The 25,790-nt window shown below is 75.8% G+C and carries 18 protein-coding genes; 4 read left to right on the top strand and 14 right to left on the bottom strand.

The window, feature by feature from the left end; genetic code table 11:
• Positions 1–30: 30 nt before the first annotated feature.
• Entirely contained in the window at positions 31–246 is a 216-nt protein-coding gene (locus ACFY60_RS20190; protein WP_388612116.1) for a hypothetical protein, read from the bottom strand.
• 111 nt (positions 247–357) lie between these two features.
• On the opposite strand from ACFY60_RS20190, the gene ACFY60_RS20185 reads away from it, so the two are divergent.
• The gene (locus tag ACFY60_RS20185) at positions 358–702 is read left to right on the top strand and encodes a GNAT family N-acetyltransferase (protein ID WP_388612115.1); all 345 of its coding nucleotides are present in this window, start codon (positions 358–360) and stop codon (positions 700–702) included.
• Positions 703–757: 55 nt separating this feature from the next.
• Here ACFY60_RS20185 and ACFY60_RS20180 read toward each other — a convergent pair whose 3' ends face one another.
• Both ACFY60_RS20180 and ACFY60_RS20175 read right to left on the bottom strand, forming a co-directional pair.
• Entirely contained in the window at positions 758–1,237 is a 480-nt protein-coding gene (locus ACFY60_RS20180) for a hypothetical protein (RefSeq protein ID WP_309056123.1), read from the bottom strand.
• Positions 1,238–1,302: 65 nt separating this feature from the next.
• A complete protein-coding gene (locus ACFY60_RS20175) occupies positions 1,303–2,625 on the bottom strand; it encodes a hypothetical protein (RefSeq protein ID WP_388612114.1) in 1,323 nt (440 codons plus the stop codon).
• A gap of 97 nt (positions 2,626–2,722) precedes the next feature.
• On the opposite strand from ACFY60_RS20175, the gene ACFY60_RS20170 reads away from it, so the two are divergent.
• Positions 2,723–3,388 (top strand): 1,4-alpha-glucan branching protein, encoded by a 666-nt coding sequence (locus ACFY60_RS20170; protein WP_388612113.1) that lies wholly within the window; start codon positions 2,723–2,725, stop codon positions 3,386–3,388.
• 72 nt (positions 3,389–3,460) lie between these two features.
• Here ACFY60_RS20170 and ACFY60_RS20165 read toward each other — a convergent pair whose 3' ends face one another.
• Complete coding sequence (locus tag ACFY60_RS20165; protein WP_388612112.1) at positions 3,461–4,078, bottom strand: helix-turn-helix domain-containing protein; 618 nt, start codon at positions 4,076–4,078, stop codon at positions 3,461–3,463.
• A gap of 98 nt (positions 4,079–4,176) precedes the next feature.
• Between ACFY60_RS20165 and ACFY60_RS20160 the strand changes: the two genes are divergently transcribed.
• The gene (locus ACFY60_RS20160) at positions 4,177–5,589 is read left to right on the top strand and encodes an MFS transporter (protein WP_388612111.1); all 1,413 of its coding nucleotides are present in this window, start codon (positions 4,177–4,179) and stop codon (positions 5,587–5,589) included.
• Here the strand turns inward: ACFY60_RS20160 and ACFY60_RS20155 are convergent.
• The 3 genes from ACFY60_RS20155 to ACFY60_RS20145 all read right to left on the bottom strand — a co-directional run bounded on the left by ACFY60_RS20155 (position 5,576) and on the right by ACFY60_RS20145 (position 13,284).
• Positions 5,576–6,649, bottom strand: coding sequence for a trypsin-like serine peptidase (locus ACFY60_RS20155; RefSeq protein ID WP_388612110.1), 1,074 nt, complete (start codon positions 6,647–6,649; stop codon positions 5,576–5,578). The two genes, ACFY60_RS20160 and ACFY60_RS20155, sit on opposite strands and share 14 nt — an antisense overlap.
• A 33-nt stretch (positions 6,650–6,682) precedes the next feature.
• A complete protein-coding gene (locus tag ACFY60_RS20150) occupies positions 6,683–12,235 on the bottom strand; it encodes a trypsin-like peptidase domain-containing protein (protein ID WP_388612109.1) in 5,553 nt (1,850 codons plus the stop codon).
• Between the two features lie 146 nt (positions 12,236–12,381).
• Positions 12,382–13,284 (bottom strand): DNA/RNA non-specific endonuclease, encoded by a 903-nt coding sequence (locus tag ACFY60_RS20145; protein ID WP_388612108.1) that lies wholly within the window; start codon positions 13,282–13,284, stop codon positions 12,382–12,384.
• A gap of 103 nt (positions 13,285–13,387) precedes the next feature.
• On the opposite strand from ACFY60_RS20145, the gene ACFY60_RS20140 reads away from it, so the two are divergent.
• A complete protein-coding gene (locus ACFY60_RS20140; RefSeq protein WP_388612107.1) occupies positions 13,388–14,248 on the top strand; it encodes a caspase family protein in 861 nt (286 codons plus the stop codon).
• Between the two features lie 69 nt (positions 14,249–14,317).
• On the opposite strand, the gene ACFY60_RS20135 is transcribed toward ACFY60_RS20140, so the two are convergent.
• The 7 genes from ACFY60_RS20135 to ACFY60_RS20105 form a co-directional block, all read right to left on the bottom strand.
• Entirely contained in the window at positions 14,318–17,290 is a 2,973-nt protein-coding gene (locus tag ACFY60_RS20135) for an AAA family ATPase (protein WP_388612106.1), read from the bottom strand.
• Between the two features lie 214 nt (positions 17,291–17,504).
• Positions 17,505–19,205 carry a S8 family serine peptidase gene (locus ACFY60_RS20130; RefSeq protein WP_388612135.1) on the bottom strand — a complete coding sequence of 567 codons (1,701 nt, stop codon included), beginning with the start codon at positions 19,203–19,205 and terminating at the stop codon, positions 17,505–17,507.
• A 1,037-nt stretch (positions 19,206–20,242) separates the two neighbouring features.
• Complete coding sequence (locus ACFY60_RS20125; protein ID WP_388612105.1) at positions 20,243–21,109, bottom strand: GNAT family N-acetyltransferase; 867 nt, start codon at positions 21,107–21,109, stop codon at positions 20,243–20,245.
• Between the two features lie 585 nt (positions 21,110–21,694).
• The gene (locus ACFY60_RS20120) at positions 21,695–22,636 is read right to left on the bottom strand and encodes a hypothetical protein (protein WP_388612104.1); all 942 of its coding nucleotides are present in this window, start codon (positions 22,634–22,636) and stop codon (positions 21,695–21,697) included.
• Entirely contained in the window at positions 22,633–23,667 is a 1,035-nt protein-coding gene (locus tag ACFY60_RS20115) for an SPFH domain-containing protein (RefSeq protein WP_388612103.1), read from the bottom strand. Before ACFY60_RS20115 ends, ACFY60_RS20120 begins: the two co-directional genes overlap by 4 nt.
• A gap of 48 nt (positions 23,668–23,715) precedes the next feature.
• On the bottom strand, positions 23,716–24,780 hold the full coding sequence (locus ACFY60_RS20110) for a DMT family transporter (protein WP_388612102.1): 1,065 nt from the start codon (positions 24,778–24,780) through the stop codon (positions 23,716–23,718).
• Entirely contained in the window at positions 24,777–25,751 is a 975-nt protein-coding gene (locus tag ACFY60_RS20105) for a phosphatase PAP2 family protein (protein ID WP_388612101.1), read from the bottom strand. The genes ACFY60_RS20110 and ACFY60_RS20105 overlap by 4 nt, the downstream gene beginning before the upstream one ends.
• Positions 25,752–25,790: the final 39 nt, after the last annotated feature.

Below are 25,790 nucleotides of genomic sequence, written 5' to 3'. Positions count from 1 at the left end.
TACGGAGCGTCCCGCCCGCCGCGACGCCGGTCACCGTGCCTCTCCCATGCCGTCCATGCCGGCCCCGTGCCGCCAGGACTCCTCGCGGGGCGGACTCCAGCCCGGCCGGACCTCGGGCGGTACGGGGCCGACCGCGCGGCCCACCAGCAGGGCCAGCACGAACAGCACAGCGAGCAGGAGGAGATAACCGGCCGGTCCGCGCAGCCAGGGCGCGCGCGCCCCGCCCGCGGCGGAGCGCCGTCGCATGTCGTCTTCTGTCCTCATGACGGAGCAGTCGGGCGACCGGCTCCCCGAGTTCCCGTAGGCGGCGGCGGATAGGGTGACGGCGCACCGCACCGCGCTCTCCGAAAGGCCGTCATGAGCGAGCAGCCCCTCACCCCGCCAACCGTCCGCCGCGTGGACGAGCGGCACCGCTACGAGATCCTCGTCGACGGTGCCCGCGCCGGCCTCACCGCCTACCGCGACCGCGGCGAGCAGCGGGTCTTCTTCCACACCGAGATCGACGACGCCTACGCGGGCCGGGGGCTCGCCGGCGTCCTCGTCCAGGAGGCGCTGACCGACGTGCGTGCGGCGGGCCTGCGGATCGTCCCCGTCTGTCCGTACGTGGCGAAGTTCCTGACCAGGCACGAGGAGTTCGGCGACATCACCGACCGGGTGACCCCGGAGATGCTCCAGTGGCTGGACGGCGAACTCGGCCGCTGAGCGGCGTACCGGAGCGGCGCCGGTCCCGGGGGGCTCCCCGGGACCGGCGTTCCCGTCAGCTCAGGACGGAGGAGAAGCTGTCCAGCTGGATCCAGGTCACCTTGTTGGTCGCCTGGGGCCCGTAGACGTTGAGGTGTCCGGACGTGTTGGCCTCGACGCGGACCGCGTTGATGCCCTGGCTGTTGTTGCGCGGGCAGACACCGCGGGTCGTCTTCGGCGGCCGGATGGTGGCGGGCAGCGTACCGAGCCGGCCGTCCGCCGCGAAGTCGCAGGTGACCGCGCCCCGCAGCTGGAGGAAGTCGGTCCCCGCGATCCGTACGACGCGGGCCTGCGCGGGCTGGTTGGTCTGGGGGGTGACGGTCGGCTCCAGGGCGATCGGCGTCCAGTCGACGACGACCTGGCAGCCCTCGGCCGTCTCGGCGGCGGCGGGCGCGGCCGACAGCAGCGGGGCTCCGACGGCGACGGCGGGGGCGGCCAGCGCGGCGGTGAGCAGCGAACGGCGACTGGTGGCGGGCCGGGACGGGCTGGGGGTCATGTGCGGTCCTCCGGGGGTGACGGGAGAGGCGGGCAGGGGGGCGGGGGAGGGGGCGGCGGGGCGGTTCACCGCCAGGCCACCGAGACGCCGTCGAGGTCGATCCAGGTCACGGCGTTGTCGGTGGTGGCGCCGTACGCCCACAACGCGCCGTGGACGTCCGCCTCGATACGGCACACGCAGCGTCCGGCGTTGTTGTTGCGCGGCACGTTCTGGCGGGTGGGGTGCGTCGGACGCAGCCGGTGCGGCAGTGTGCCGATCCGGGCGTCCGCCGTCAGGCCCGGGCTGCACGTCACGGTCCCGCGCAGCTGGAGGTAGGTCGTCCCGGCGAGGGCGACGAGCCGTCCGCGCGGCGGCTGCGCGCCGGGGGAGATGCCCGGCTGGAGCGCCAGGTCCTCCCAGTCCTGGAGCACCTTGACGCCGCCGACCGCCGGCCTCGTCGGGTACCAGCCGATCGTGACGTCGCGCGAACCGGTGGTCCCGGGGACCGTGTTGCTGAACCCGAAGAGGAGCCGGGTCTCGCCCGTCGCCGGGTCCACCTCGGCGGCGACGCCCTCGGGCTCGCGCCGCGTCAGGCCGTCCGCGTTGGTCACCACCTGCCGGTCGAGGCGCGCACCGGTGCTCCAGGAGTACGAGGTGAGGAAGGCGATCCCCGGGAACTCGCTCGGCACCGTCTCGGGGTGGTTCTCCTTGTCGTACGGGGCCCACTGGTAGTGGTAGACGACGTCGCCGAGGACGGTGAACCCCTGCGAGACCAGCTTCGGCTGCAGCGGGTACGGGGACGGCACGGCGGGGGTGACGTCCTCCCCGTCGGGCATGACGAACGTCGTCCCCACGGGCGTCCAGGTGCCGGCGGCGGCCTCCGCCGCGTCGTACCGGGTGAAGTGACGCCGGCCGTCCTTGTGGTACATGACGGTCAGCAGCTTGGTCACCGGGTCGAGCGAGGGACCGGCGCCGGCGGTGCTGCCGGGCGGCGTGAACTTCCGCTCCTGCGGGACGAGCGCCCCGTCGAGGACCGCGCCGTTCTCGAACCGGAACCGGGTGACGGCCTTCCCGAAGGTGGTGCCGGAGTTCGTGACGTGCAGCGGCCCGACCTCGGTCCAGAGGTACGTGTCGGCCCCGACGGGCTCGGCGCCCATGGACAGTCCGTGCCCGAACCCCTTGAGCTGCATCGACCCCGTCACCGCGCCGGTCAGCCGGTCGATGCGGTTGAGGTACAGGTTGCCCTGCGGGGCCGTCGCCGCACTCTCCACCTGGAGGACGAAGAGGTGCCCGTTGACGGTGTCCGTGGCGATGGCCTGCGGTGCCGGGCTCTTGACCAGATCGACGGTCTGGACGAGACGCCCGGAGACGCCGGACAGATCGACGCCGTTGGCGTCCGTGTATCCCATGTTCTCTCCCCCGGGACCCCCTCGGATCCCTTTCACGGAAGAGAAGATCATCACATGTTACGTTGCGGACCTCGCACCGGAGGAGAGGGAGACCGCCATGGCCGTCGTTCACCGCACCACGCTGCGGCCCACCAAGCTGGAACTTCTCGCCGCCTGGCTCCCCACCCGGGAGTGGTACTCGGCCGCCGTGGCCGCGCCCGAGAAGGCCGGAGGCTTCCGGCTCGACGACCCGGCGGGGGAGGTCGGCATCGAGTTCATGGTCGTGGGCGACGCCGAACGACCGGCCGACGCCCCCCACCTGGTGCCCATGACGTACCGCGCCGCCCCGCTGGACGGAGCCGAGGACGCCCTCATCGGCACCGCCGAACACGGCGTGCTCGGCAAGCGCTGGATCTACGACGGCACCCACGACCCCGTCCTCGTCACCGAGCTGTACGCCCTGCTCGCCGGCCGGGCCGAACCGCAGGCCCAGTCCGAGTCCGACACCCCCGACCCCACGGTCCACGCCTCCCTGCGCGGCGCGGCGGACGGCGGCACCGTCCTGGAACTCCTCCGCGTGGTGGACGGCGCCGACCGCACCGACATGGTCGTCCGGACCTCCGGCGCGGCGGAGCCCGTCACCCTGCGCCTCCGCCGCGTCCTCGGCACCGCCGCCGGCGACACACCGGCTCGCGGCACGGTCACCGCCGGCTGGCGCCTGTCCGACGGCACCACCGCCCGCGGCCCGTACGTCCTCGTCCCCGAGGACGCCGAGGCCTGCTGACCCGGCCCGTCCACCGCGCGCTCCGGCACGGCGGCCGGCCGGCTCCCCGGCAGGCCGCCGTGCCGGGCTCGTTCACCCGCCGTCGCCGTCGCCGTTGCCGTCCCCACCGTCGCCGCCGTCGCTCCCGGCGCCCGTGCGGACGACCGCCTGGTCGCCGTGCGGGCCGAACAGGTGCAGGATCTCCACCGGCTCCGCACCGGCCGGCCCGAACCAGTGCGGCTCCGCCGTGTCGAACTCGGCCACCTCGCCGGGCCGCAGGACGGTCTCCCGCCCGCCCAGGACGAGCCGCAGCTCACCGGCGAGCACGTACAGCCACTCGTAGCCCGCGTGCGTCACCAGCCGGGGCTCCCGCCGCGCCAGCACCTGCTTGAACACCTGGACCCGCCCCGGGTACTGCGTCAGCGGGACGAGAACGCTCCCGCGATCCCGCCGCACGGGCCGCAGATGGACCCGCGGATCACCGGTCGCGGGCGCGGCCACGAGCTGATCGAGCGCCACCCGGTGCGCCCGGGCGAGCGGGATCAGCAGGTCGAGCGTCGGACGCCGCACCCCCGACTCCACCCGCGACAGGGTGCTCACGGAGATCCCGGTCTCCTCCGCCAGCGCTTCGAGGGTGAGCCCGCGGTCGTGTCGCAGCGCCCGCAGCCGGGGCCCGATGCCGTCGAGGATCCGTGACAGTTCGGCGTCCATGCCCACCATTTTGCGGCCTTCGCAAAGTCCCTGGCCGCCCGGGCCCCGCCGCTCCGAGGATGACGGCGCACGAACCCGTACGACGGAAGGCGAACACCGTGTCCACGCTCTCCCCGCCCGCCCCCGCCCCCCTGAGCTCCCGCCGACGCTGGACGGTCCTCGCCGTCTGCGCGCTCGGCATGTTCCTCGTCGGCCTCGACACCACCGTCGTCAACGTCGGCCTGCCGGCCGTCGGCCGCGGCCTGGACACCGACACCCGCGGCCTCGCCTGGGTCGTGGACTCCTACACCGTCGTCCTCGCCGGGCTCCTCGTCGTCTCCGGCGCGCTCGCGGACCGCTACGGCCGGCGCCGCGTCTTCCGGACCGGCCTCGTCGTCTTCGGCCTGGCCTCCCTCGCCTGCGCCGCCGCCCCCACCCTCGGCGTGCTCGTCGCCGCCCGAGCCGTCCAGGGCGCCGGCGCGTCCATGCTCAGCCCCGTCGCCCTCGCGATCGTCGTCGGCGTCATGCCGGACCCGAGGGAACGGGCGCGGGCGATCGGCGTCTGGGCCGCCGTCTTCGGCCTCAGCATGGCGGCAGGGCCCGTCACCGGCGGCGCCCTCGTCGCCGCCCTCGGCTGGCGCTCCCTGTTCTGGATCAACGCCCCCGTCATCGCCCTCGCCCTCCTCCTCGTCGCCCGGTACGTCCCCGAATCCCACGGACAGCGCACCCGGCGGATCGATCTGCCCGGCCAACTCCTGCTCGGCGCCACCCTGTTCCTCACCGTCGGGCTCCTCATCGAAGGCCCGCGCATCGGCTGGGCCTCTCCCACCGCCCTCGTCGGCTACGCGCTCACCGCGCTCACCACCGCCGCGTTCGTCCGCGTCGAACGCCGCCGCCCCGAACCCCTGATGGATCTCGCCCTCTTCCGCCGCCCGCCCTTCACCCGGGCCGTCCTCGGGGCCGTCGCGGTGTTCACCGCGCTCAGCACCGCCCTGCTGCTCCACACGTTCCACCTCCAGGAGGGCCGCGGCTGGAGTCCGCTCGCCGCCGGCCTGGCGACCCTCCCCATGGCCGCCGGGGCCACCCTCTGCGCCCCCTGGTCCGGCCGGCTCGTCGGACGCCTCGGCCCGAGGCGCCCGCTCCTCCTCGCGGGCGGCTTCACCGCCGCCGGGGGGCTCGCCATGCTGCCCTTCGGCGACGACACGCCCCTCGGCGCGGGCGGCCTCGCGCACCTGCTCCTCGCCCAGCTGCTCCTCGGCATCGGTTTCGGCTTCGCCAACGCGCCGCTGACCCACACCGCCGTCGGCGGCCTGCCGCCCTCCCGGGCCGGGGTCGCCGGAGCGATCACCTCCACCGCCCGCCAGCTGGGCGCGGCGATCGGCGTCGCCGCCGCCGGCGCCCTCGTCACGGGCGTCGCCCCCGCGGGCCTCGCCACCGCCGCCCGCCCCGGCTGGCTCCTCGTCACCGCCTGCGGCCTCTTCCTCCTCACCGCCGCCCGGACGGCCCCGCGCCCGCCGCTCACACCCAGTTGATCTCCGCCCGGGCGAGCAGCGGGTCGTCGAGCAGCTCCCACAGCGGCACGGCGAAGTTGCCCGTCCGGTAGCGGCCGCCGAAGTGCAGGCCCAGGACCCGGTGATCGGTCAGGTCGAAGACCGGCGAGCCGCTGTTGCCGCCCAGCGTGGAGCAGTCGTGCTTCATCACCAGGCCGCCGGGGGTGAACTCGGTGGCCGTCCCCGGCTGCAGCCGCTTGACGTTGTAGACGTCCATGAAGATCCGGCGCATCGACTCCGGCTCGTTGCGCCGGCCGTCCCAGGCCGGGTACCCGATCACGTACACCGGACGTCCCGGCAGCACCGCCGGGGCGTCCGCGGCGACCGCCGCCGGTGCCGGCAGCCCGCCGTCCGCCGCGGGCTCCACCCGCAGCAGCGCCAGGTCGACGTCCGGGTGGATCCCGACGATCTCCGTCACCTCGTACGGGGACGGGACGGCGGCGGGCACGCCCGCCGCGGGCTGCTCCTCCGCCGGGTCGACCCGCGCCGACATCCCGAAGCCGAACGTCCACCGGTCCCCGGACGCGCGGGCGAACTCGACGGCCACATGACGGTTCGTCATCACCGTGCCCGGCCCGACGAGGAAGGCGGTGCCGATCCAGTCCAGGCTGGGGTGCCCGGTCACCTCCACCCGGCCGACCCGGGCCAGCGACGCGCGGATCGCGGGCCGGTGCGCGTCGAGCACCGCCCACTCGTCGTGCTGCGGCGGGAAGTCCTGCCCCCGTACGCGGATCGCCGGCCGCCCTTCGAGGAGGACGATCGCCTCCACCCCGAAGAACTCGTCCTCGCCGATCTCGTCCTCGCGGTGCGCGGCCAGCTTCTCCAGACCGCTCACCCCGGCCTCCAGGACCCGGGCCCGTTCCTCCCGCGCGAACCGCGAGATCTCCGCCGCGGGCGCCACGCCCCCGGGCAGCTCCGGCACGGACTCGGCGATCTCGGCCTCCAGCGCGCCGCGCACCCGGGCGGCCACCTCCCGCAGATCACCGAAGATCCGCTCGGCCCCGGTCGCGACCGGCGACCCGCCCGCTGTTCCGTTCGGCATGGTCCTCACCCACCTCGGGTCCGTGTGCGTGCCTCAGCCGGGGGCCGACAGCCCCCGCTGGGCGGTCATGATCTCCTCGTACACCCCCGGCCGGTGCTCCCGGAGGTGGTCGAGCACCGCGCTCATCTGCGTGCCGACGTTCACGAACCGGGTCCGGCCGCCCTGGAACTCGACCTCGTCGATCTTCTTGGTTCCCCGGTGCAGCCCCACCACCGTCCAGTCGTCGAGACAGACCGGTGAACCGGAGGACCCGCCGCGCGTGTCGGTGAAGTAGAGCAGGTCCCGCTCGTCCGCCCGGTAGACGAGGTTGTTGCGCAGCGCCACCCGCTTCGGCAGCCCGCCCGGGTGCTGGATGATGTTGACCGGTACGCGCTGCCGCTGCCGCACGAGCAGCGGCCGGGTGGCGACCCGCAGCATCGGCCGCTCCGGCTGTCCCTCCGCGAGGCGGACGACGGCGTAGTCGAGGCCGGCGTCCCAGGCGGCGAGGTCTCCGGCCGTCACCTCCGGCGGATTCACCATGTTCTCGACGAAGTCGAAACGGGAGCGGGACATGACGGCCTGCAACCGGAGGTCCTCCTCGGTCACATGGGGACGCACCCCGGACTCCCACGAACGGGCCATCACCACGTGGTGGTTGGTCATCAGCAGGCCCGGCGCCACGATCCATCCCGTGCCGCCGTGCGGATAGCTCGGCAACAGCGGGGCACCCCCTTCGTACGGGGGGATCTTCAGCAGCGCGACGGAGGCACCGGCCCGGATGCCGTGCTGGAGGAAGGCGTAGGGGACGGTGTCGTCCTGGAAGATGATCTCCTCCTTGATCTCCGCGGGCATCATCTCCGCCGGCAGTTCGGCCTCTCCGGCCGTCATCCGGGCCACGGCGTCCAGGGCGCCCTCCAGGACGGCGCGCGGCCCCGGCTCCCGGGTCTTCTCGCTCGCGTTGTGCAGCCACACCTCCAGCGGCACCAGGCCCGTCATCAGCCGCTCGATCCGGTTCATCGCGGCGAGGTCGGCGTCCGTCTGCTCCCGGGGGTCGCTGAACGGTTCCAGCGTGGCCGTGAAACTGACCGGCATGCCCTTGAGCAGGACGGCCCGCATCAGGTGCCCGGCGAGACCCGACTCCATGACGGCGTTGCGGACGCGGACGAGCTCCTCGGCCGGCAGGTACGGCTCGCTGCGCACCGCCGCCTCGGCGGCGTGCGGCGGCGGCTGCGTCCACCGGCCGGTCCCGGCCCGCCGCCCCGAGCCGGGGGACCCGGCGCGGCCGCCCGCGCCCGCCGCCATCGCCGCGGCGATCCCGCGCAGCAGGTCCCCGCTGTCGTCGCGCAGCGCCAGCGCCCGGCGTGCCACCGTGTCGAGGGTGCCCCGGTGCCGGGCCTGCCGCAGACACCGCCCGATCTCCTCCTCCGTCATCCGCGCGGCCGCCCCGGGGGCCGCCGGCGGCGTGCGGGTCCCGGGTCCGCCGTCGTACGGCACGCCCGGCCCGTACGGCACGTCCTCACCCGGCCCGTACGGTGCGCCGTCCAAGGCCGCGTCCCACGCGTCCGGGCCGGACACGTACGGCTCCTCCTCCCCGGCCGCCGACGGCTCCCCGCCCCCGTACGCCGGGAGTGCGGGACCGTCCGGCTCCGGGGCCGCCGCGGACCGGAGGATGCGGGCCAGCGGAGCACGCAGCGCCGGCTCGTCGTCCATCGTGGTGTCGATCCAGCGGGCCAGCTCCGTCACCACGGCGTCCTGGTCCGCGGGCAGTCCCACGAGCCGCAGGGTGTGTTCGAGGAGCCTGGGGTCGGCCGGGCAGGCCGAGGCCGCCGCCGTCCGGGCCAGTGACGGCTGCCGGGCCAGTTCCTCGTCCGGCATGGCCCGCAGGGTCCTCGCCAGCTGCTCCCGCGCCGCCGGGGCGCCCGTCCCGGCGAGGTCGGCCAGCCGCGACCGGGCGACGAGGACGCCCAGCGACTCGGAGCGCAGCCCGAGGCCGTCCGCGACCTCCTCGGCCTCCCGCAGGGCCCGGTCCGCGCCGGCCAGGTCGCCGGCGTCCTGCGCCAGCCGCGCCGTCAGCTGGAGCAGTTCGAGCCGGGTCTCCGCGCAGCCGGCCTCGGCAGCCCCCTCCACGGCCCGCTCGGCCGACTCCCTCGCCCGCTCCGGCCGCCCGGAGCGGGCGAGGGTCTCGGCCAGCAGGGAGTGCAGCCTGCTGCACGGTGTCCACGGCCGGCGCTCCGCCAGCCGCTCCGCCGCGGCCTCCACGTACCCCTGCGTGAGCAGGTCGTCCACCTCGCGCGCGGCGATCCGCTCCCAGTCCTCCTGCGCCGCCTCGGCCATGACGCGGTCGGGGACGTGCCCGCCGATCCTCGCGAGGAGGAAGGCGGCCGACCGGGGAGGCATCTCCGTGTGGGTCGAGCCGCCGAGGTACCCGGCGACCCCCGGCTCCCAGCGGGCCTCGACCGTACGGGGGTTCTCGCCCAGCCGCAGCCGGTGGTAGATCTCCTCGGCCCGGGCCCGCGGTCCCTCCCGCGCCGCGTAGTACGCCACGGCCCGTCGGTCCACCGCCCGCATCAGATCGGTACGGGCGCTGTCGGAGAGCCGCAGCATGATGGCCCGCAGATCCGTCCGGTGCCGGACCGCTCCGGGACCCGCCGGCTCCATGAGGTCCACCCGGGAGGTGAGCAGCCCGAACAGCCGGCGCGCCTCGCCGGCCGTGTCGACGCGCGTGCCCGCCGGTGCGGCGAGCACCTCCCGGATCAGGTCGGGGGTGACGGAGCGGAGCGCCAGGCCCGCCTGGACCAGCGCCCGGACGTCGTCCTCCGCGATGTGGTGGAGGATGCGGTCGTAGAGGGTGCCCTGGATGAGCATCTGGTCGACCTGCCGGTCGAAGTAGCGGCGCCGCGAGGGCAGGGTGCGCAGGACCTCGCCGAGGGCGTCGGAGTCGCCGCCGAGCGCGACGGCGGTACGGGCGGCGAGGCGCAGGCTCAGCGGATGGCCGCCGACCCGGTCCACCAGGTGGGCGGCGACCGCCTCGTCCCGCACCCCGGAGGAGACCAGCAGCGCGACGGCGGATTCCCGGTCCAGCTCCGTCAGTTCGTGGGAGCGGGGGGTGAGGATCCGCGCCGGGTGGTCGATGAGCGCCCGCCCGGAGACGATGAACCGCAGCCGGGCGTAGGAGGCGCGCAGCGCGGACCACACGGCCCACATGCGGGTCACGACGGGGGAGCCCCGGTACTGCGCCTCCTCGAAGGAGTCGACGACGATCACGAACGGCGGTGGCTGCCGGTCGCGCGCCGGGCTCCCGGGGCCGCCGGCCGCGGCGGTGCCGACCAGGGCGGCGAGCTCGCGGGCCAGGTCCTGCTCGCGGGCGCTGGCCCGGGCGTGCAGGTCCGCCGAGTAGTCGCGGCCGTACGTCGCCCGGGTGGTGGAGAGCCGGCGGAGCGCGTCGGCCTCCTCGCGCTCGTCGCGCTGCGAGGCGGCGGTGCGTTCGCAGGCGTCCGCGAGCGCGTCGAAGGCGGGGCGGTGATCCGGGTACTGGACGCCGAGTTGCCGGGCGGTCTCCGCGAGGAGGGTGGCCGGCTCGTGCAGGGAGAGCGTCGGCCGCGCGAAGTCGATGTACGCGAAGGGGAAGGGCGCGGCCCCCGCCTCGTCCAGGGCGTCGAGCAGGAACTTCGCGAGGAGGGTGCTCTTGCCGACGCCGCCCACGCCGTGGAGGAGGACCGGGGGCTCCGCCGGTTCGGCCGGCAGGTCGATGTAGGCGCGCAGGGCGTCGAGTTCGGCCGCACGGCCGTGGAAGGAGCCCGGCACCAGGCGGCGCAGCGGCTGGAACAACCGGGCCCGCTCCAGGCGTCGCTGCACCGCGTCCACCGGCGGCAGACCTGGCACGCCGGGGATCCGCCGCAGCCAGAGGACCGCCTGCAGGACGTCGGACAGCTCCTCCACGTCCTCCCCGTCCCCGTCGCGCGGCGGTGGCAGCCCGACGCCGGTGAGCAGGGTGAGCGCGAACCGTTCCGGGCCGGGGTGGGGCCCGTGACCTCCGCCGGTTCCCGGGGCCGTCGCCGTGCCGGCCGGACGGGGGCCGAGGCCGGCCAGGAGGGCGCGCAGCGCGGCCTCCGGGCCCGCGAGGCCGGCGAGGGCCGCGTCGCGGACCTCCGGCTTCAGCGTCCACACGGCGGCCCCGGCGGAGGGCAGGGCGACGCAGTCGTCGACGAGTTCCAGGACGGCCTGCCCGGTCGGCCGCTCCTCCCCGGGCAGGCGCAGCAGTTCCGGGTCGAACTCCTGGAGCAGGCAGGCCGACTCGCGGTAGGCCCGGCGCGGCTCCGACACGGGGGGAGCGGGCGCCGCGAGTCCTGTGCGCAGGGCGTCCCGCAGCAACCGCCCGGCCGTCGCCGGCGCGAGCCGCGTACCGGGCCTGCCGTCCCCGGCGCGGGTGTCGCCGCCGGCTGGAGGGACGCCGGGGCTGCCGGGCCCGGGCGGAGCCGCCCGGAACACCCGGTGGAGCCGTACGACGTCCTCCACGGCCGTGCAGATCCGGCGCGACCAGCTCTCCCGCGGATCCCGGGCCTCGGCCGCGCGCAGCACCTCGGTGACGGCCGTGTCGGTGAGTTCCCGCACGGCGTCACCGTCGGCCGGCGCGCACTCCTCGGCGAAGAACCCGGTGAAGAAGGCGCGGAGATCGCCCTCCTCCAGCTGCCGGGTCGTGTCCCGGTACTCGATCTTCCGCACCTCATAGGGGAGTTGGCGCCGTCCGGTGGCGTAGCCGAGCAGCACGAGCCGGGGCGCGGTCCCGCTCCGTACCGGGGCGTGCTCGTAGACGGCACGGGCCAGGATGCCGATGCAGTCCCAGGTGTCGGAGCCCGGGTCGAGCCGGTCGCAGTCGTCGAGGACGAGCCAGAAGCGCTCCCCGGACGCGGCCGCCCGGGCCACGACGCGGTGCACGGCGTCCTCGTACGCGGGCAGTGGATCGTTCAACCGTGTGGGGTTCAACGGAATGGCGTCCTGGCCGGGTCCGGCCACGAAGGCGGCGAGCCGTTCGACCAGACGGGCCGCCGTGGTGGTGCGGGAGAGCGTCACCCGGACCGGCCGGAAGCCGCAGTGCTGGCCGAGATGGCGGATGAACTCGTAGGTGTACGAGCGTCCGCTGTCCGGCGGCCCGTCGACCACCAGGACCGGCCGCTCGGCGTCGGCCGTGAAGGACCGGAGCTTCTCGCGCAGCTCCGCCCGGTCCAGGAAGGCCTCGGTGCCGTGCTTGAGGAGCGTGCTGAGGAACGGGTCCCGCGGGGAGCGCAGGAGGCGTTCGTCGTCCCGCAGCCGGGTGAGGAGGGTCCGGGCCTCGGCGCCCGGCGCGTGCGCGTACGGGTCGTCGATGGCGGCGAGCGCGTCGAGCGAGGTGAGGACCGCGAGCAGGCGCCGCTGGTGGGCGAGGTCCCGGCGGGCGGCCTCCACCACGAGGAGGGCGTTGCGCGCGGCGTCCGGCGTGAGCGGCAGGTCCTCGACGAAGTCGGCGGGCAGCCCCGCGTCCAGGAGGCGTTCGCGCGGCTCGGGGGTGTCGAGGAGATGGTCCCGCACCCAGCCGGTGACGAGCCCCCACTCCGTCTCGGTGAGCGGCATACGGCACCTGCCCGGGGCTCCTCGCGCGGCACCGGCCGGGCCGGCGCCGGACCGCGGATCCAGGCGAACTGGCTGACGCGTTCCATCGTTTCACCGGCGGCGGACGGCCGCAATCGGTGCCGGCCCGGGCCCGGCGCCGAGGCCGGTCAGAGGTGCAGCACCATGTCCTCGTACGACTCGAGGCGCCGCCAGCGCTCCTCCGGGGAGCGGAAGGCCGGCATCACGTCCACGTCCGGCAGCGGGCCGAACTCCAGCTCGGTGATCTCCGCGACGTCCGAGACCGGCACCTGGTAGGTGCGGAAGGGCCCCAGGGGCGGCGGCGCCCCCGGTGTCGCCCCGGCGAAGGCCCGCTCCGCGTCCCGGCTGAGGTCGGGACTCTGGTCCAGGAGGTACGCGGCGGCCGCCAGCGCCCCGTCCTGCATGAAGGCGGCCACCTTCCAGAAGCGCAACGGCACCTGGATGCCCCGGTAGGGCGGGTCGGAGTCCTGGAGCACCGGCCCGGTGAGCACGACGAGCTTGCGGTCGAACTCGGCCGCGTGGTCGAGCAGGTGGTTCTCCAGACCCTGCCACAGGCGCTTGCCCTGGTTGAAGACGTCCGACTGCGGGGCCGCGTTGGTGAAGTGGAAGGTGTCGGCGTCGGCGCGGTGCGCGACGGCCGCGGCGCCCCAGACGGGGTCGAGCCGGCGGACGAGGTGTCCCCGGTCGAGGCTGTTGTCCCGGTAGATGTCGTCGCCCGCCTGCTGCTCCTCGGGCAGCCGGGGGTCGTAGCGCCAGTCGTCGTCGCGGGGCACGTCCGTGAGCAGCTCCCGTCCCTCGACGCACACCGCCGTGGCGGCGGCGAGCCGCCGGTCGGGGCGGAAGGCAACGGTGAAGTGGGTGTAGGGCAGGATCACCGTCCGCACCGCCGGGCGCACCGGGAGGGGGAGCGGGACGACGGGGCCGAGGAAGGCCTCGTCGTAGCCGGTGCGGTCGGCGAGCGCGGCACGCCGGGGGTCACCCGGGGGCGGCGTGGGCGGTCCCGGAGAGGACGGCGGGTCCGAAAGGTTCATACGATGTACGTACCGCATGGAGAGGGGCGTGCTCGGCGCCGGACCGCAGGCCACTCGATCAGACGCCCCGGTGTCCCTCCCCTCCCTCCTCAGGAGGCCCACCATGCCCCTCGGACTCTCCCTGCACATCGGACTCAACCAGGTCGACCCCGACCGCTACGACGGGTGGGACGGCACCCTCCTCGCCTGCGAGAACGACGCCCGCGACATGGCCGCCCTCGCCCGCTCCCGCGGGTTCGAACCCACCCTCCTGCTCACCCCTGACGGCACCGCCGACCGCGTCACGGCCGCCCTCGACGCCGCCGCGGCCCGGCTCGGCCCCGGCGACGTCCTGCTGTTCACCTACTCGGGCCACGGCGGCCGGCTCCCCGACGCCCCCGGCGGCGGTGAGCGGGGCACGAACGGCCCCGGCGGCACGGACGACATCGAACCCGACACGTACGACGAGACCCTCGTCCTGCGCGACCGCCAGTTCCTCGACGACGAGGTCCGGCAGGCCTTCCGCGGCTTCGCCGACGACGTGCGGATCGTCGCGGTCTTCGACTGCTGCCACAGCGGCAGCGCCATCGAGGTCCCCGCCGGAGGTCCGGAGCGGCCGGCCGCCCGACACCTCCCCGAACCCGTACGGCAGCGCCTCGCCGCCCGTGACCACGCCTTCTACCAGGAGCTCCGCCGCGCCCTGGCCGCGCGCCGGCCCGCCCCGGACGACCCCGTCGGCGGCGAGGGACCCGGCGCGCTCCTCCTGGCGGCCTGCCAGGACGACCAGGTCGCCCTCGACGGCGCCGTCAACGGCGCCTTCACCGGGGCCCTGCTCCGCGTCTGGGACGACGGCGCCTTCGACGGCGGCTACCGCGCCTTCCACCGCGCGATCCGCGCCGCCATGCCCCCGACGCAGGTCCCGAACCTCCACCTCACCGGCTCACCGGCCGAGAGCTTCCTCGACCAGCGGCCCTTCACGGTCTGAGCACCGCCGCGGGCCGCGGGCGGCGCCTGCGGCCCGAGGACCGGGGCGGCCACACGCCCGAGCGGCTCCTCACGGCCGGAGCGCCGTCGCCAGCTGCGCGCGCGAGCGGACGTCGAGCTTCTGGTAGATCCGCGTCAGGCGGGCCTCGACCGTCTTCACGCTCAGATACAGCTTGGCCGCGGCCTCCTGGTTGCTCGCCCCCGCGCTCACCAGCCGGGCGAGCCGCAGCTCCGCCTCCGTGAGCGCGGACAGCGCCGGCGTCGCCTCCTCGGCCCCGCCGACCGGGCCGGGGCCCTCGCCCGCCGGGGTCTCGCTCACCAGCGCCAGCCACGGCACGGCCCCCGCCCGCTCGAACACCGTGGCCGCGGCCTGCAGCGCGCTCTGAGCCGCCGACCGCCGCCGCCGGCGCCGCTCCACCCGGGCCAGCGCGATCAGCGCCCGCCCGTGCTCCAGCGGCAGCCCGGCCCGCGCGAAGCTCTCGGCCGTCCGGGTCAGCAGCTCCGCCGCCTCGTCCGTCCGCCCCTCCGCCGCCAGGCACAGCGCGTACGCCCGGTCGCAGCCGAGCAGCACGGTGTGCCGGCCGAGCCGCTCCGCCACCGGCCGCACCTGAGCGAGCAGCGCCAACGCCTCGTCGGCGGCGTCGTGGGCGAGCAGCGCCTCCGCCAGTTCCTCGTGCCACCGCAGCATCGACGGATCCACGGTCGACTGCGCCCGCTCGTCCGCCTGTACCCGGCGCAGGGTCTCCAGGGCTGCGGCCACGTCCCCGTTGATGAGCTGCACCCGCCCGAGGGCGTACCGGCTGCGGGAGAGGAAGACCCGGTCGCCCTCCTCCTCCGAGGCCTGGACGCTGCGCCGGGCGTAACTCGCCGCCCGGGCGAAACTGCCGCCCGCCGTCTCCGCGAGGGCCAGGGCGTACCAGGCCGGCCCGGGGGAGAGGCCCGCCTCCAGGGTGAGGGCGAGCGACTGCCCGGCGTGCGCGAGGGCCGCCGGACACGAGCCGTTGCGGGAGCCGATCTCGGCCAGCGTACGGAACAGTTCGATGGCGTCCTCCACCGAACCGCGCCGCTGCACCAGCGGCAGCAGCGCGTTCAGTTCGTCCCGGGCGTCCGTCAGCCGGTCGTCGAACAACGCATGACGGATCGTCAGGATCTGAGCGGCGTTGCGGATCCCCAGCGGCCGCTCGGCCAGCTCCAACTCGCGGGCCCGGGCGAGCACCGACTCGGCGTCCGGCGAACCCAGCGCGCGCTCCATCCGCGCCCACACCGTCAGCGCCTGCGCCTCGGTGCGCGGATCGCCCACCGAGGCGGCGAGCCGGGCGGATTCGACCGCCGCCGAGCGCGAGCGGTGCGGGTCACCGTCGGCCAGCACGTACTTGACGGCCAGCCGGAGCTGCACGGCCGCCCGCAGGGCGGTGTCGCCCTCCGAGTCCTCCATCGCGTGCACGTACATCTCGTCCAGGCCGGTCAGCCCCTGCCCCGCCGTGTCGAGCACGGCGAGCCGCGCCCTGACCCGGTCGGCCGGCTCCGCGTCGCGGCCGAGCAGATCGGTGGCGGCCCGCATCGCCAGGTCCGCACGCGCCGCCCGGGCGGCCTCCTCGGCGGCGTGCACGAGCCGCTCGATCCGCCGTGTGCCGTTCCGGCCGGGCGTCGACTCGGCGGCCAGCAGCGCCAGTTCGGCGGCGAGGGCGCTGTTGCCGCGCCGCCGGGCGAGCTCGGCGGCGGCGGCCACCTCGGCGGCGAGGTCCTCGTCCGGGCTGTCGGTGGCCAGTGCCCGGTGCCGTACCGCCTCCACCGGATCGTCCACCACCTCCGCCAGGGCCGCGTGGCCCGCGCTCCGCTCCGCCCAGCAGGCGTCGTGGACCAGGGTCGACGGCAGCAGCCCGGCGGTAAAGGTCACGGACCCGTCCTCGGCGAGCGACACCAGGTCGGCCCGCTCCGCCGCCGCCAGGTCCGCCTCCGCGTTGGGCCGCCCGGCCCGCCGGATTAGCGTGGCCGAGGGCCGCAGCGCCAGCGCGGCGAGCAGCAGCGTCTCCCGTACGGGCGGGGGCGCCGCGCCCAGCAGCTGCCGGGCCAGGTCCCGCGCCCGCCCGGAGAGCGTCAGCGCCTCCGCGTGGTGCACCGGCGTCCGCGCGTCGGCGAGCGAGCGGCCGACGGCCAGCGCCAGACGCGGATTCCCGCCGCTCGCGCGGTGGATCCGGCCGGCCATCCGGGAGGGCAGCCGGTGGTGGATGAGGAGTTCGGCGATCTCGTCGGCGTGCAGCGGCGGCACGAGCAGGACATCCGCCTCCGAGGGCACCCACAGGTGCGCGGTGCGCGCCTCCTCGCCCCGGTGCGCGTCGCGGTTCGGGGCCGTGCGCGGGTCCCCGTACGGGGCGGGGCGCGGTTCGCGGTGGGCCTCGCCCGTCTCGCCGTACGGCTCCGGCGTCTCCACGGCCACGACCCGCAGCGCGGGCGGTGCCAGATGGAGCGCGAAGCGCAGCAGGTCGGCGCTGTCCGGATCGACGTACTGCACCCCGTCCACCACGAGCAGCACGGGCCCCCGGCAGGTCAGGGCGCGCAGGATCCGGGCGAGGCCCAGACGCAGTGCGATCGGGTCCCAGCCGTCCGTCTCGACCGGGGCCTCGCGGCACAGCATGGCGACGGCCGCGCGCTGCGGGCCGGGCAGGTCGTCGAAGGCGCCGGAGGTCAGCACCCCGGGAGTGGTGGGCGCCGGCGCGGCGGCCGGTACCGGGCCCGCGGGGCCGCCGGCCGGCTCGGTCCTGGCGGCGCCGAGGCCCGCCCAGGTCGTGGTGGCCGCGACCGAGGCGACCAGGGCGGCGGCGGCCGCCCCGGGGATCTCGCGGTCGGACGGCAGGGTCGCCAGCCACAGCACGGTCTCGCCGCGCGCCTCCGCGCGGGCCGCCTCGGCGAGCGCCACCTCGGTCTTGCCGACGCCCGCCGGTCCGGTCAGCAGCGCCCGGCCGCGGGTGTGCAGGACGCGCTCCAGTCGGGAGAGGAGTTCCTCACGGCCCACGGGAGCAGGCCGGTGCGGCGCTGTCGTCACTGTCCACCACCTCCGGCCCTCGGGCCCCGGCCCATGAGCCCCGTGCGCAGAGGATACGGAGACCACCGGCCCAGTCCAGGCCCCCCGTCCGGCATTCGGACAGCGTGCCCCGCCGACAGAGGTGCCGCACACGCCAGGACGCGCCCGTGGTGTAGACCACGGACGCGTCGCTGACCAGCAATGATGCTGATGTGGGGGGTGGGTCAGGGGGCCGTCAGAAGGTGAGGCTCCACGAGTTGATGTAGCCGGTGTCACCCGAGGCCACATCGCGGACCTGAAGCTTCCAGGTGCCGTTGGCGACCTCGCTGGAGGCGTCGACCGTGTACGTCGTGATGACGTTGTCGGTGCTGTCCGAGGAGGACGACGCCTTCAGGTTGCGCACGGTGCCGTCGGGGGCGACCAGGTCGATGACCAGGTCACCGCGCCAGGTGTGGCGGATGTCCACATCGACCTTGAGGGCGGCGGGAGCGTTGCCGGTGCGGCCGGTGACGGCGATCGAGGACGACACGGTGGCGTTGTCGACGATCGTGACGTCCGTGCCGTTGGTGAACACGGTGCCGGTGGGCGGCGTGGTGGTGCCGGTGACCGCGTTGACCGTCTTGGCGGCGTCGGCGATGCCGGAGCCGCAGCCGCCGCTGCACGTGCCGGGCAGCGGGCGCGCGTTGGACTTGATCGCGGTCTCGATGTCGGCCGGGGTGAGCGTGCTCTTGGCCGACTTCAGCAGGGCGGCGAGACCGGCGATGTGCGGCGCGGCCATCGAGGTGCCCTGGTAGGGCTTGTAGTTCTCGGTGGACTGGACCGTCGTGCCCGCGTTCAGCGTCGAGAGGATGCCGTTCTCGGGGGTGGTGATGGTGCCCGGCGTGTCCGTGGCGCGGCGGGTCTCGCCGCCCGGCGCGGACACGTCCACGGCGGTGCCGTAGTTGGAGTAGTACGACCGGTTGCCCTCACGGCTGGTCGACGCCACGGTGATGACGTTCGAGCAGTTGGCGGGGGTGAAGCCGGAGGTGTTGGCGTTGCTGTTGCCCGCCGCGACGACGACCGTGGTGCCACGCTGGACGGCGCCGTTGATCGCGGTCTGGTAGACGCTCGGGCAGGTGGAGCTGGCGCCGCCCAGGCTCAGGTTGATGACCTTGGCCGGGGTCGCGTTGGCCGGGACGCCCGGCACGGAGCCGCCGGAGGCCCAGGTGATGGCATCGGCGATGTCGGACGACGAGCCACCGCACTTGCCGAGGACCCGGACGTGCTGGACCTTCGAGCCGTACGCGATGCCGGCGATGCCCTTGGTGTTGTTCGTGACCGCGCCGATGGTGCCGGCCACGTGCGTGCCGTGCCACGACGAGTTGGAGGCGCGGGAGCCGGTGCCGCACTCGCCGTCGGTGGCGTTCCAGTCGCCCTCGTCCTTCGCGTCCGCGTCGCGGCCGTTGCCGTCACGGGCGTCGGAGGAGGTGGAGATGAAGTCGTACCCCGCGACGGTGTTGGCCGCCAGGTCGCTGTGGGCCGCGTAGCCGGTGTCGATGACGGCGACGGTGACGCCGGAACCGGTCGTCTTGTCCCAGGCCGCAGGAACGTTCATGCCGCCGGTGGCCTCGAAGAGGTCCCACTGCTTGGCGTACTCGGTGTCGTTCGGCGTGACGGCCATCGCGTAGGCGCGGATGTCCGGCTCCACCGAGGCGACGGCCGGGTCGGCGCGGAACGCGTCCATGACCTCGGTCACGTCCTGCTTGGTGGCGCTGTCGCCCAGGTCGACCAGGGCGGCGCCGCCGGCGAGCCGGCGCTCGAAGGCGAGCTTCTCGCCCGTCTTCGCGGCCTTCTCCGCCGCGTCGCTCTTGGCGGCGGTGTTCGAGCCGGCCTCGGCGGCCTGGCTCTTGTAGGTGACGATGACCTTCTCGACGGGGGCGCTGGGCAGCGTCCCCATCGCCTGCGAAGCCGGGGCCGGCTTCGGGGTGGCAGCGCCCGGGGCGGCGGCGAACGCCCCGGAAGTGGTGGCAGCGGCACCGAGGATCGCGGCGCTCGCGACCACGGATATGACTCTCCGCCTGGAACCGTTCAAGGTGTGGCCCTTTCGAGTACGACGTAGCTGCGGAGCAGTGGCGGCGGCGCGGGAGTCGCGGGGCGATGTGGGGTCGCGGTCCGTCGGTCCCTGGGCTGGGGGGCCCGTGCGCCGCCACCGGCGCGACGGCCCGGGTCAAGGCCGCCACCGGCGGACACCACCCTCCGCATGCACCTGTCAGGTGCGGTCCGGGGGATGATATCTGCCGGTGCGGAGGACAGTAGGGAACGGGCGGGTGAACCCGATACGGGGAAAACCCTTGTCACCCCTCATCCGGTGGCGGGGGCAGGTGAGGGGAAGGTGGCGGAAAACGTACGGGGAGATGAACGCGGGCCCCTCCGGGAGGCCCCGGGCGGAGGGTCCCCGACAGCCGCCCGCACCCCGCCCCCAGGCCTCTCGGGGGCGGCGGATCGGGACCGCCGCCGGTGCCGCGCCGACCGCCACGAGGAGGGCGCCACCGGGCCGCGCCGACGGCCTGACCTGCACAGACGGGATGACGGCGGGTGGTGTCGCCGCCGGCGGCGCGGTGCTCCGCGCTCCTGGACCTGGGCGACCGCCCGGCGCGAGAGCCCCCGGTGACGGGGCCCTCGCCCGGCGGCTCCCCGGGCCCTCCCGCCCGGCCCCGGCCGGGACCCTCCCCCGACCCTCGGGAACCGGGCCCGGGGCGGCGAGGGGTGGCCACTGAGTGGGCCCGGTTGTCCGTATAGCGGACGTTCCGTGGCTGCCAGGGGGGCGGTTCCGGCCGCTTCCGGTACGGACCGGGCCGCGCCGGACCGGGTGCGGGGGGCCGGGGTCGGGCGGGGCGCCGGTGCCGCCGTGCGGGACCGGGGGCCGCCCTGGCCGGAGCGGGCGGAACCGGGGCTACGGGCCCGGTCCGTACCAGGACCGCCGCCCTGCCGCCGTCAGCCCAGTTCGAGCGTGGTGACGCCGAAGACGCGCTCCCAGGCCACCGGCCGGACCGGGCCCGTGTACATCCGGGCGGTCTCGAAGGTCGGCTCGAGCCCCCGCTCCCGTGCCAGCCGCGCCGCCGCCGGGTTGGCCCCCGGCATGTCGATCGCGATCCGGGTCGCGCCGAAGTCCCGCGCCTCCGCGGCGAGGGCGTCGAGGAGGGCCGCCGCGTCCTCCGGTCCGTCCGCGAACAGCGGCCCGATCCGCGCCTCGCCCTCGGCGGGCCGCACCACCCCGTAGCCCGTCGGGCGCCCGTCCGTCACCCGTGCCAGTGCGCGGTGGCCCGGCGTGGTCAGCCAGGCGGAGAGGAAGCGGGGCCGGTCGGCGTGGTGACACGCGCTGTCGTACGCGGCGAGGGCCGCCGGATCGACCCGGCCGGCCGGCACCACACCCGCCACCGGCCGGTCCGGAGCGGGCACCTCGCCCACGTACCGTGCCGAGCGGTACGCCGTGGTGAACCCGGACCGCCGGTAGTTCTCCTGCTGCGCCGGCACCCCGTCGAGACCCACCGTCCTGGCGCCCGCGTGGGCGAGGCCCGCCCGCCAGGTGGCGAGTCCGTGCCCGAGGCCCCGGAGCTCCGGCCGGACGAGGTAGAAGCCGAGGAAGGCGTAGGTGTCGTCGTAGGTGACGACCGACACCGCGGAGACGGGCTCCCCGTCGATGCGCCCGAGGAAGAACCCCGCTGGGTCCTGCGCGAAGAACGCCGACGCGTCGGACAGGCCGGGATTCCATCCCTCCTCGACGGCCCAGGCGCGGACGGTCTCCCAGTCCCGGGGTGAGGCGGTGGAGACGGTGAGCGAACCGGGGGAGAGGAGGGTCATGGAGGGTCCCTTCGGCGGCCGGGGCCAGAGGCATCGCGACAATCCGGGCGAAGCGCCGCGAGCATATCCGGTCGGGCACCCTCCCCGGCCGAGCGCCGACGCTTTCCGGCCGCCCCCGAACGACGGCTCGCGGACGGGGGCGCCGTGACGTGGCGTCACTCCGCGAGACGCGCCGCGCCGCCCCCCGGCACGGGAGGTGCCTCACCGGTCCGGCCCGGCACCACCCCGACCTGCGCCCCGGGTCGTGACCGCCCCCGGCACCGTGGGCCGCGCCCTGGGGCGAAGACCGCCACGTCACCGGGCCGGACCGGGGCTCCCGCCCCCGGAGCCGCGGGTACCGCCCTGCCGTGGGCGATCCCCCGCCCGGGGCCGCCGGGTTCTCGGGCCGGACCGTGGTCGGGGGCCCGTCGGGCCCACCCCGGGGGCGCCGCCTCCCGGCCGGGTCGTGGCCGGTCCGGGAGGCTCCCGCCCCGGAGCTGCGGGCACTGCCCCCGTGGAGACCCTGGGGCGGGCACTCCCCGCTGGGGATCCCGGGCGGGCACTGCCCCCTGGAAACCCCGCCTGCCCGGAGGCGGCTCCGCTCCCTCACCCCACCAGGCGCAGCCGGCTGTCCGCGACCGAGAGCTCCACGGTCTGGCCCCAGGTCAGTTCCAGGGCGTCGGACTCCAGGCCGTCGCCGAAGGCGACGAGACGGTCGGACTCGACGGTGAGCCGCAGGCTCGCCCCCGCGTCGAGCAGGCCCTCGACCCGGCTGGTGCCGGTCGTCGGGGACGGCCAGGCCTCGCGGACGAACCAGGCGAGTCGCGCGTCCGCCGGCGCGGGCAGGGCGAGGGTGCTGGAACGCTGCAGCCACAGTGACCGCAGCCAGCCCGTCGCACCCGTGCCGGTGCCGACGAGCACCCCCGACGAGGCCTGGGCCTCCGCCGCACCGGCCGGGCCCGGATCCGGCGCCGTACGGGATGCCGTCTCCGCACGCGTACCGCCGAAGCCGAGGGTGTAGCGCGCCGTCTGGTGGCCGGGCGGGCCGACACAGATCTCGTTGAGGGCGAGGAGCCGCTGCGCGTCGTCGGTGACGGCCGCCACCATCGTCAGCTCGTCGGCGGCGGCGCGGGCCCCCGCCGCGTACGGCAGCAGCCGCCGGGCGTCCGCGGCCCGGTGGCGTACCAGGACGCCCGGATTGCGCCCCGGATCCGCGTCGATCCCCACGACCGGCTGTCCGGTGAGGTACTTCGCCGCGTTGGCGACGAGACCGTCCTGGCCGACCACGACCACCACGTCCTCGGGACCGAACAGGAACCGGTCCAGATCGGCGCGTTCCACCCGGGTCTGCCGCCAGGTGAGGGGCACGGCGGCCGCCACCTCGGCGAGGGCCCGCCGGGTCCGCTCGTGGCGCTCGTGCACCGCGTCCGCCGAACGCCCGCGCGCGGCGAGGAAGAACGCGGCCTGCCCGTGCGTGCCGTGCCGGGCGAGCAGCTCCTCGTACTCCGTCGTCCGGTGGACGAGGACCGCGCGCGGCGCGAGGCTCACGGCCGCGCCCCGCCGCCCGCCGCCGCGCTCCCGCCCCCGCCCTCGCCCAGGCGGGCGAGCAGGCCGGTGAGCACGTCCGGGGAGAGGGTGAGGTGCTCGATCCGGGGCAGGTTCTCCGCCGCGCGGGTCACGGCCAGGGCGTGCAGCACGGCGGGCTCGGCCTCCGCGTGGGCGCGCAGCCACGCGCTCTGCGCCCCGGCGCGCGCCGCGCCGACCTCGCGCGCCGCCTCCGCCTCCGCGCGGGCGAGCCGCACCTTCCGTACGGCCTCGGCCTCGGCCCGTACGGCGTCGGCGGCCGCGCTCTCCTCGGCCTCGCGGCGCGCGTTGGTACCGCGCTGCTCCACCAGGCGTTCCTCCTGGCGGGCCAGTTCGATCTTGCTGGCGAGTTCGTTCTCGGCGATCGCGCGCTCACGTTCGACGGCCACCGCGCGCCGCTCGTACGTGGCCCGGTCCGCCTCCTGCTGGATCTGTTCGCGGGCGGGCGTGCGCAGGGCGCGCTCGACCTCGGGCTCGGGGCGGATGGCCACGACGCGGACGGCGACCACCTCGATGCCGGTGGCGGGCAGGCGCGGCTCGGCGCCCAGGCCGGCCGTGATCCGGTCCCGTACCGCCGCCACGCCGTCCACCAGGGCCTCGGCCAGCGTGGTGCGGGCCAGGACGTCGAGGGCGTGCTGCTGGGCGGTCTCGGTCAGGAGCGTGGCGATCTGTTCGAGGGGCGTGCCGCGCCAGGCGCCCGTGTCCGGGTCGATGGAGAAGTCGAGGCGGGCCGCCGCGGTGCCCGGGTCGCCGATCCGGTACGTCACGGTGGACTGCACGCTCACGTCCTGGAAGTCGGCGGTGCGCGCGTGGAAGGCCATGGCCAGCTCGCGGTCGTTCACCGGCACCTCGGAGAGCGCCGCCGTGCGGGGCCGGAACCAGAAGCTCAGCCCCTCGCCGTCGTGGACGAGCCGGCCGCGGCGCTGGTGACGGATGTGCGCGGTGGGCGCGGAGCGCAGATGGCGCCAGCCGGCCCGCCGGGTGATGTCGGCCATGGGACCCCCTTGTCGTCACCTTGACGATAGAGGGCCCCCGGCTTTTCGTCAAGATGACGCTATGTGTGAGCGGGTGGAGTCGTTCCCCGGCACCCGGCCCGCCGGAACGGTGGCGACCGGTGCCCGCGCCGGCGCGGGCACGGCCGGAAGCGGGCGGCCGGCGGACGCGGCGGTGGCCGGGGCGTCCGGGCGTCCGGCCGAGACCGGCGGGGGGCCGAGGGGTGGGGTGACCGGGGCCGGGCCGACGGCCGCCGCGCCGCCCTTCGTCAGGAGCACCACGCCCCGGGCCGCCACGAGCGAGGCGGTCGCGGCGATCACCCAGCCCCATGCCCCGGCGCGGAAGGTCTCGCCCAGCAGCGCCACGCCGATCACCGCCGCGGCCGCCGGATTGGAGAGGTTCACGACGGCGAGCGGCGCGGCGAGACCACCCCGGTACGCCGTCTGCGAGAGCAGCAGGCCGCCCACCGCGAAGGCGGAGATCAGCACCGCGAGCAGGGCCGTCCGCCACCAGGCGGGTGTCCCGCCGGGCAGTGTGAACGCCAGCGCGGCCGTCAGCGTCTGGGTCAGCGCCGAGGCCACCCCGGACGCGATGCCCGAGGCCGTCGCGTGGCCGAGCCCGCGCGAGGCGGGTGCCGCCGCCCCGCGGGCACCGCCCGGGGAGGCGAGCACCGCGATCAGCGCCGCCGTCGCCGCCGCCACGACCAGGCACTCGCGCAGGCTCAGCGCCTCGCCCGGAGCGGTGGGCCCGGTCACCGCGACCAGGCCCACCAGCCCGGCCAGGGTCCACAGCGCGCCGCGCCACTCGGTACGGGTCACCCGGCGCCGCGCGCAGTACGCCCCCAGCGGCAGGGCCGCGACCAGCGTCAGCGCGCCCAGCGGCTGAACGAGCGTCAGCGAGCCGTAGTGCAGCGCCGCCACGTGGGCGAGCGCGCCGGCGGCGTTGAGGCCGACCGCCCACCACCACTGCCCGCGCGCCAGCAGCGAGCGCAGCGCCCCCCGCCCGGCGTCGGCGGAGGCGGCGAGCCGGGACTGCGCCACGGCGGCGAGCGCGTACCCGGCGGCCGAGACGAGGGAGAGGAGCACCGCGAGCACGGTGCCGTTGGCGGGGCTCATCGCAGCACTCCCGTGGCCGGGCGGGGCGACGGGACCTGGCGGCGGGGCGCGGCGGTCCGTGACGCCGGGGCCCGCTCCGCCGGGGTCTCGGCGTGCGGTCCGGGCGGGGGAGCCGTACGCCGCCCGGGCGCCCGGACGAGGGCCAGGGCCAGGCCGAGGAGCGCGGTGGCGGCCAGCGCGTCGAGCCAGTAGTGGTTGGCGGTCCCGACGATCACCAGCAGCGTGAGGGCCGGGTGCGCCAGCCACAGCAGGCGCCACGGCGAACGGGTCGCGGCGATCAGGCCGATCGCGACCATCAGCGCCCAGCCGAAGTGCAGCGACGGCATCGCGGCGAACTGGTTCGCCATCGAGTCGGCCTCCGGCGTGGCCCCGTACACCGACGGTCCGTAGACCCGCGCCGTGTCGACCAGACCGGTGGCGGCGAGCAGGCGCGGCGGGGCGAGCGGCACCGTCAGGTGCAGGGCCAGCGCGGCGGCGGTGAGCAGCGCGAGGACGCGACGGGACCACAGGTAGTGGGCGGGCCGGCGCCAGTAGAGCCAGACCAGGAAGGCGAGCGTGGCCGGAAAGTGCACCAGCGCGTAGTACGTGTTGGCGGCCTTGACCAGCGGCTCGCCGTGCAGGAGCAGGGTCTGCACGGCGCCTTCGCCCGGCAGGCGCAGCGCGCGTTCGGCGTCCCAGACGCGGTCGGCGTTGCGGAAGGCGCGGGCCTCGTGGCCGTTGGCGAAGAGGCGGCCGAGCTTGTAGACGAGGAAGAGGGAGGTGACCAGGATCAGCTCGCGCAGGAGCGGCGGCCGGACGCCGCGCGCCGGCCCCCCGGAGGCCTTCCCTCCGCGCGAGATCCCCGGTGCGGCGAGTGCCGCGGGTTCGTCGGGGTCTTCGCGTTCCGCCCCGCCTTCCTCCCGGCCGGGGGTAGCCGTCGCCCCCGGCCCTGCAGGACGTGGTTCTCGTATCCCGCGTATCCCGGTAGCCATCGGCGCGGCCCCTTTTTCGTATCCGAATCAGCCAAAAAG

The organism is Streptomyces sp. NPDC012827, from assembly GCF_042900905.1.
Lineage (GTDB): Bacteria > Actinomycetota > Actinomycetes > Streptomycetales > Streptomycetaceae > Streptomyces > Streptomyces gulbargensis.
The sequence above is the reverse complement of the archived record's forward strand: the minus strand, read 5'-3'. Positions and strand labels throughout refer to the sequence as shown.

What these genes read in the sequence shown, in the direction of transcription:
- ACFY60_RS20110 (WP_388612102.1), bottom strand. Translation starts at nt 24,780, where the DNA reads ATGAGCCCCGCCAACGGCACCGTGCTCGCGGTGCTCCTCTCCCTCGTC.
- ACFY60_RS20170 (WP_388612113.1), top strand. Translation starts at nt 2,723, where the DNA reads ATGGCCGTCGTTCACCGCACCACGCTGCGGCCCACCAAGCTGGAACTT.
- ACFY60_RS20125 (WP_388612105.1), bottom strand. Translation starts at nt 21,109, where the DNA reads ATGACCCTCCTCTCCCCCGGTTCGCTCACCGTCTCCACCGCCTCACCC.
- ACFY60_RS20130 (WP_388612135.1), bottom strand. Translation starts at nt 19,205, where the DNA reads ATGGGGACGCTGCCCAGCGCCCCCGTCGAGAAGGTCATCGTCACCTAC.
- ACFY60_RS20180 (WP_309056123.1), bottom strand. Translation starts at nt 1,237, where the DNA reads ATGACCCCCAGCCCGTCCCGGCCCGCCACCAGTCGCCGTTCGCTGCTC.
- ACFY60_RS20165 (WP_388612112.1), bottom strand. Translation starts at nt 4,078, where the DNA reads ATGGACGCCGAACTGTCACGGATCCTCGACGGCATCGGGCCCCGGCTG.
- ACFY60_RS20185 (WP_388612115.1), top strand. Translation starts at nt 358, where the DNA reads ATGAGCGAGCAGCCCCTCACCCCGCCAACCGTCCGCCGCGTGGACGAG.
- ACFY60_RS20105 (WP_388612101.1), bottom strand. Translation starts at nt 25,751, where the DNA reads ATGGCTACCGGGATACGCGGGATACGAGAACCACGTCCTGCAGGGCCG.
- ACFY60_RS20140 (WP_388612107.1), top strand. Translation starts at nt 13,388, where the DNA reads ATGCCCCTCGGACTCTCCCTGCACATCGGACTCAACCAGGTCGACCCC.
- ACFY60_RS20145 (WP_388612108.1), bottom strand. Translation starts at nt 13,284, where the DNA reads ATGAACCTTTCGGACCCGCCGTCCTCTCCGGGACCGCCCACGCCGCCC.
- ACFY60_RS20175 (WP_388612114.1), bottom strand. Translation starts at nt 2,625, where the DNA reads ATGGGATACACGGACGCCAACGGCGTCGATCTGTCCGGCGTCTCCGGG.
- ACFY60_RS20155 (WP_388612110.1), bottom strand. Translation starts at nt 6,649, where the DNA reads ATGCCGAACGGAACAGCGGGCGGGTCGCCGGTCGCGACCGGGGCCGAG.
- ACFY60_RS20150 (WP_388612109.1), bottom strand. Translation starts at nt 12,235, where the DNA reads ATGCCGCTCACCGAGACGGAGTGGGGGCTCGTCACCGGCTGGGTGCGG.
- ACFY60_RS20190 (WP_388612116.1), bottom strand. Translation starts at nt 246, where the DNA reads ATGCGACGGCGCTCCGCCGCGGGCGGGGCGCGCGCGCCCTGGCTGCGC.
- ACFY60_RS20115 (WP_388612103.1), bottom strand. Translation starts at nt 23,667, where the DNA reads ATGGCCGACATCACCCGGCGGGCCGGCTGGCGCCATCTGCGCTCCGCG.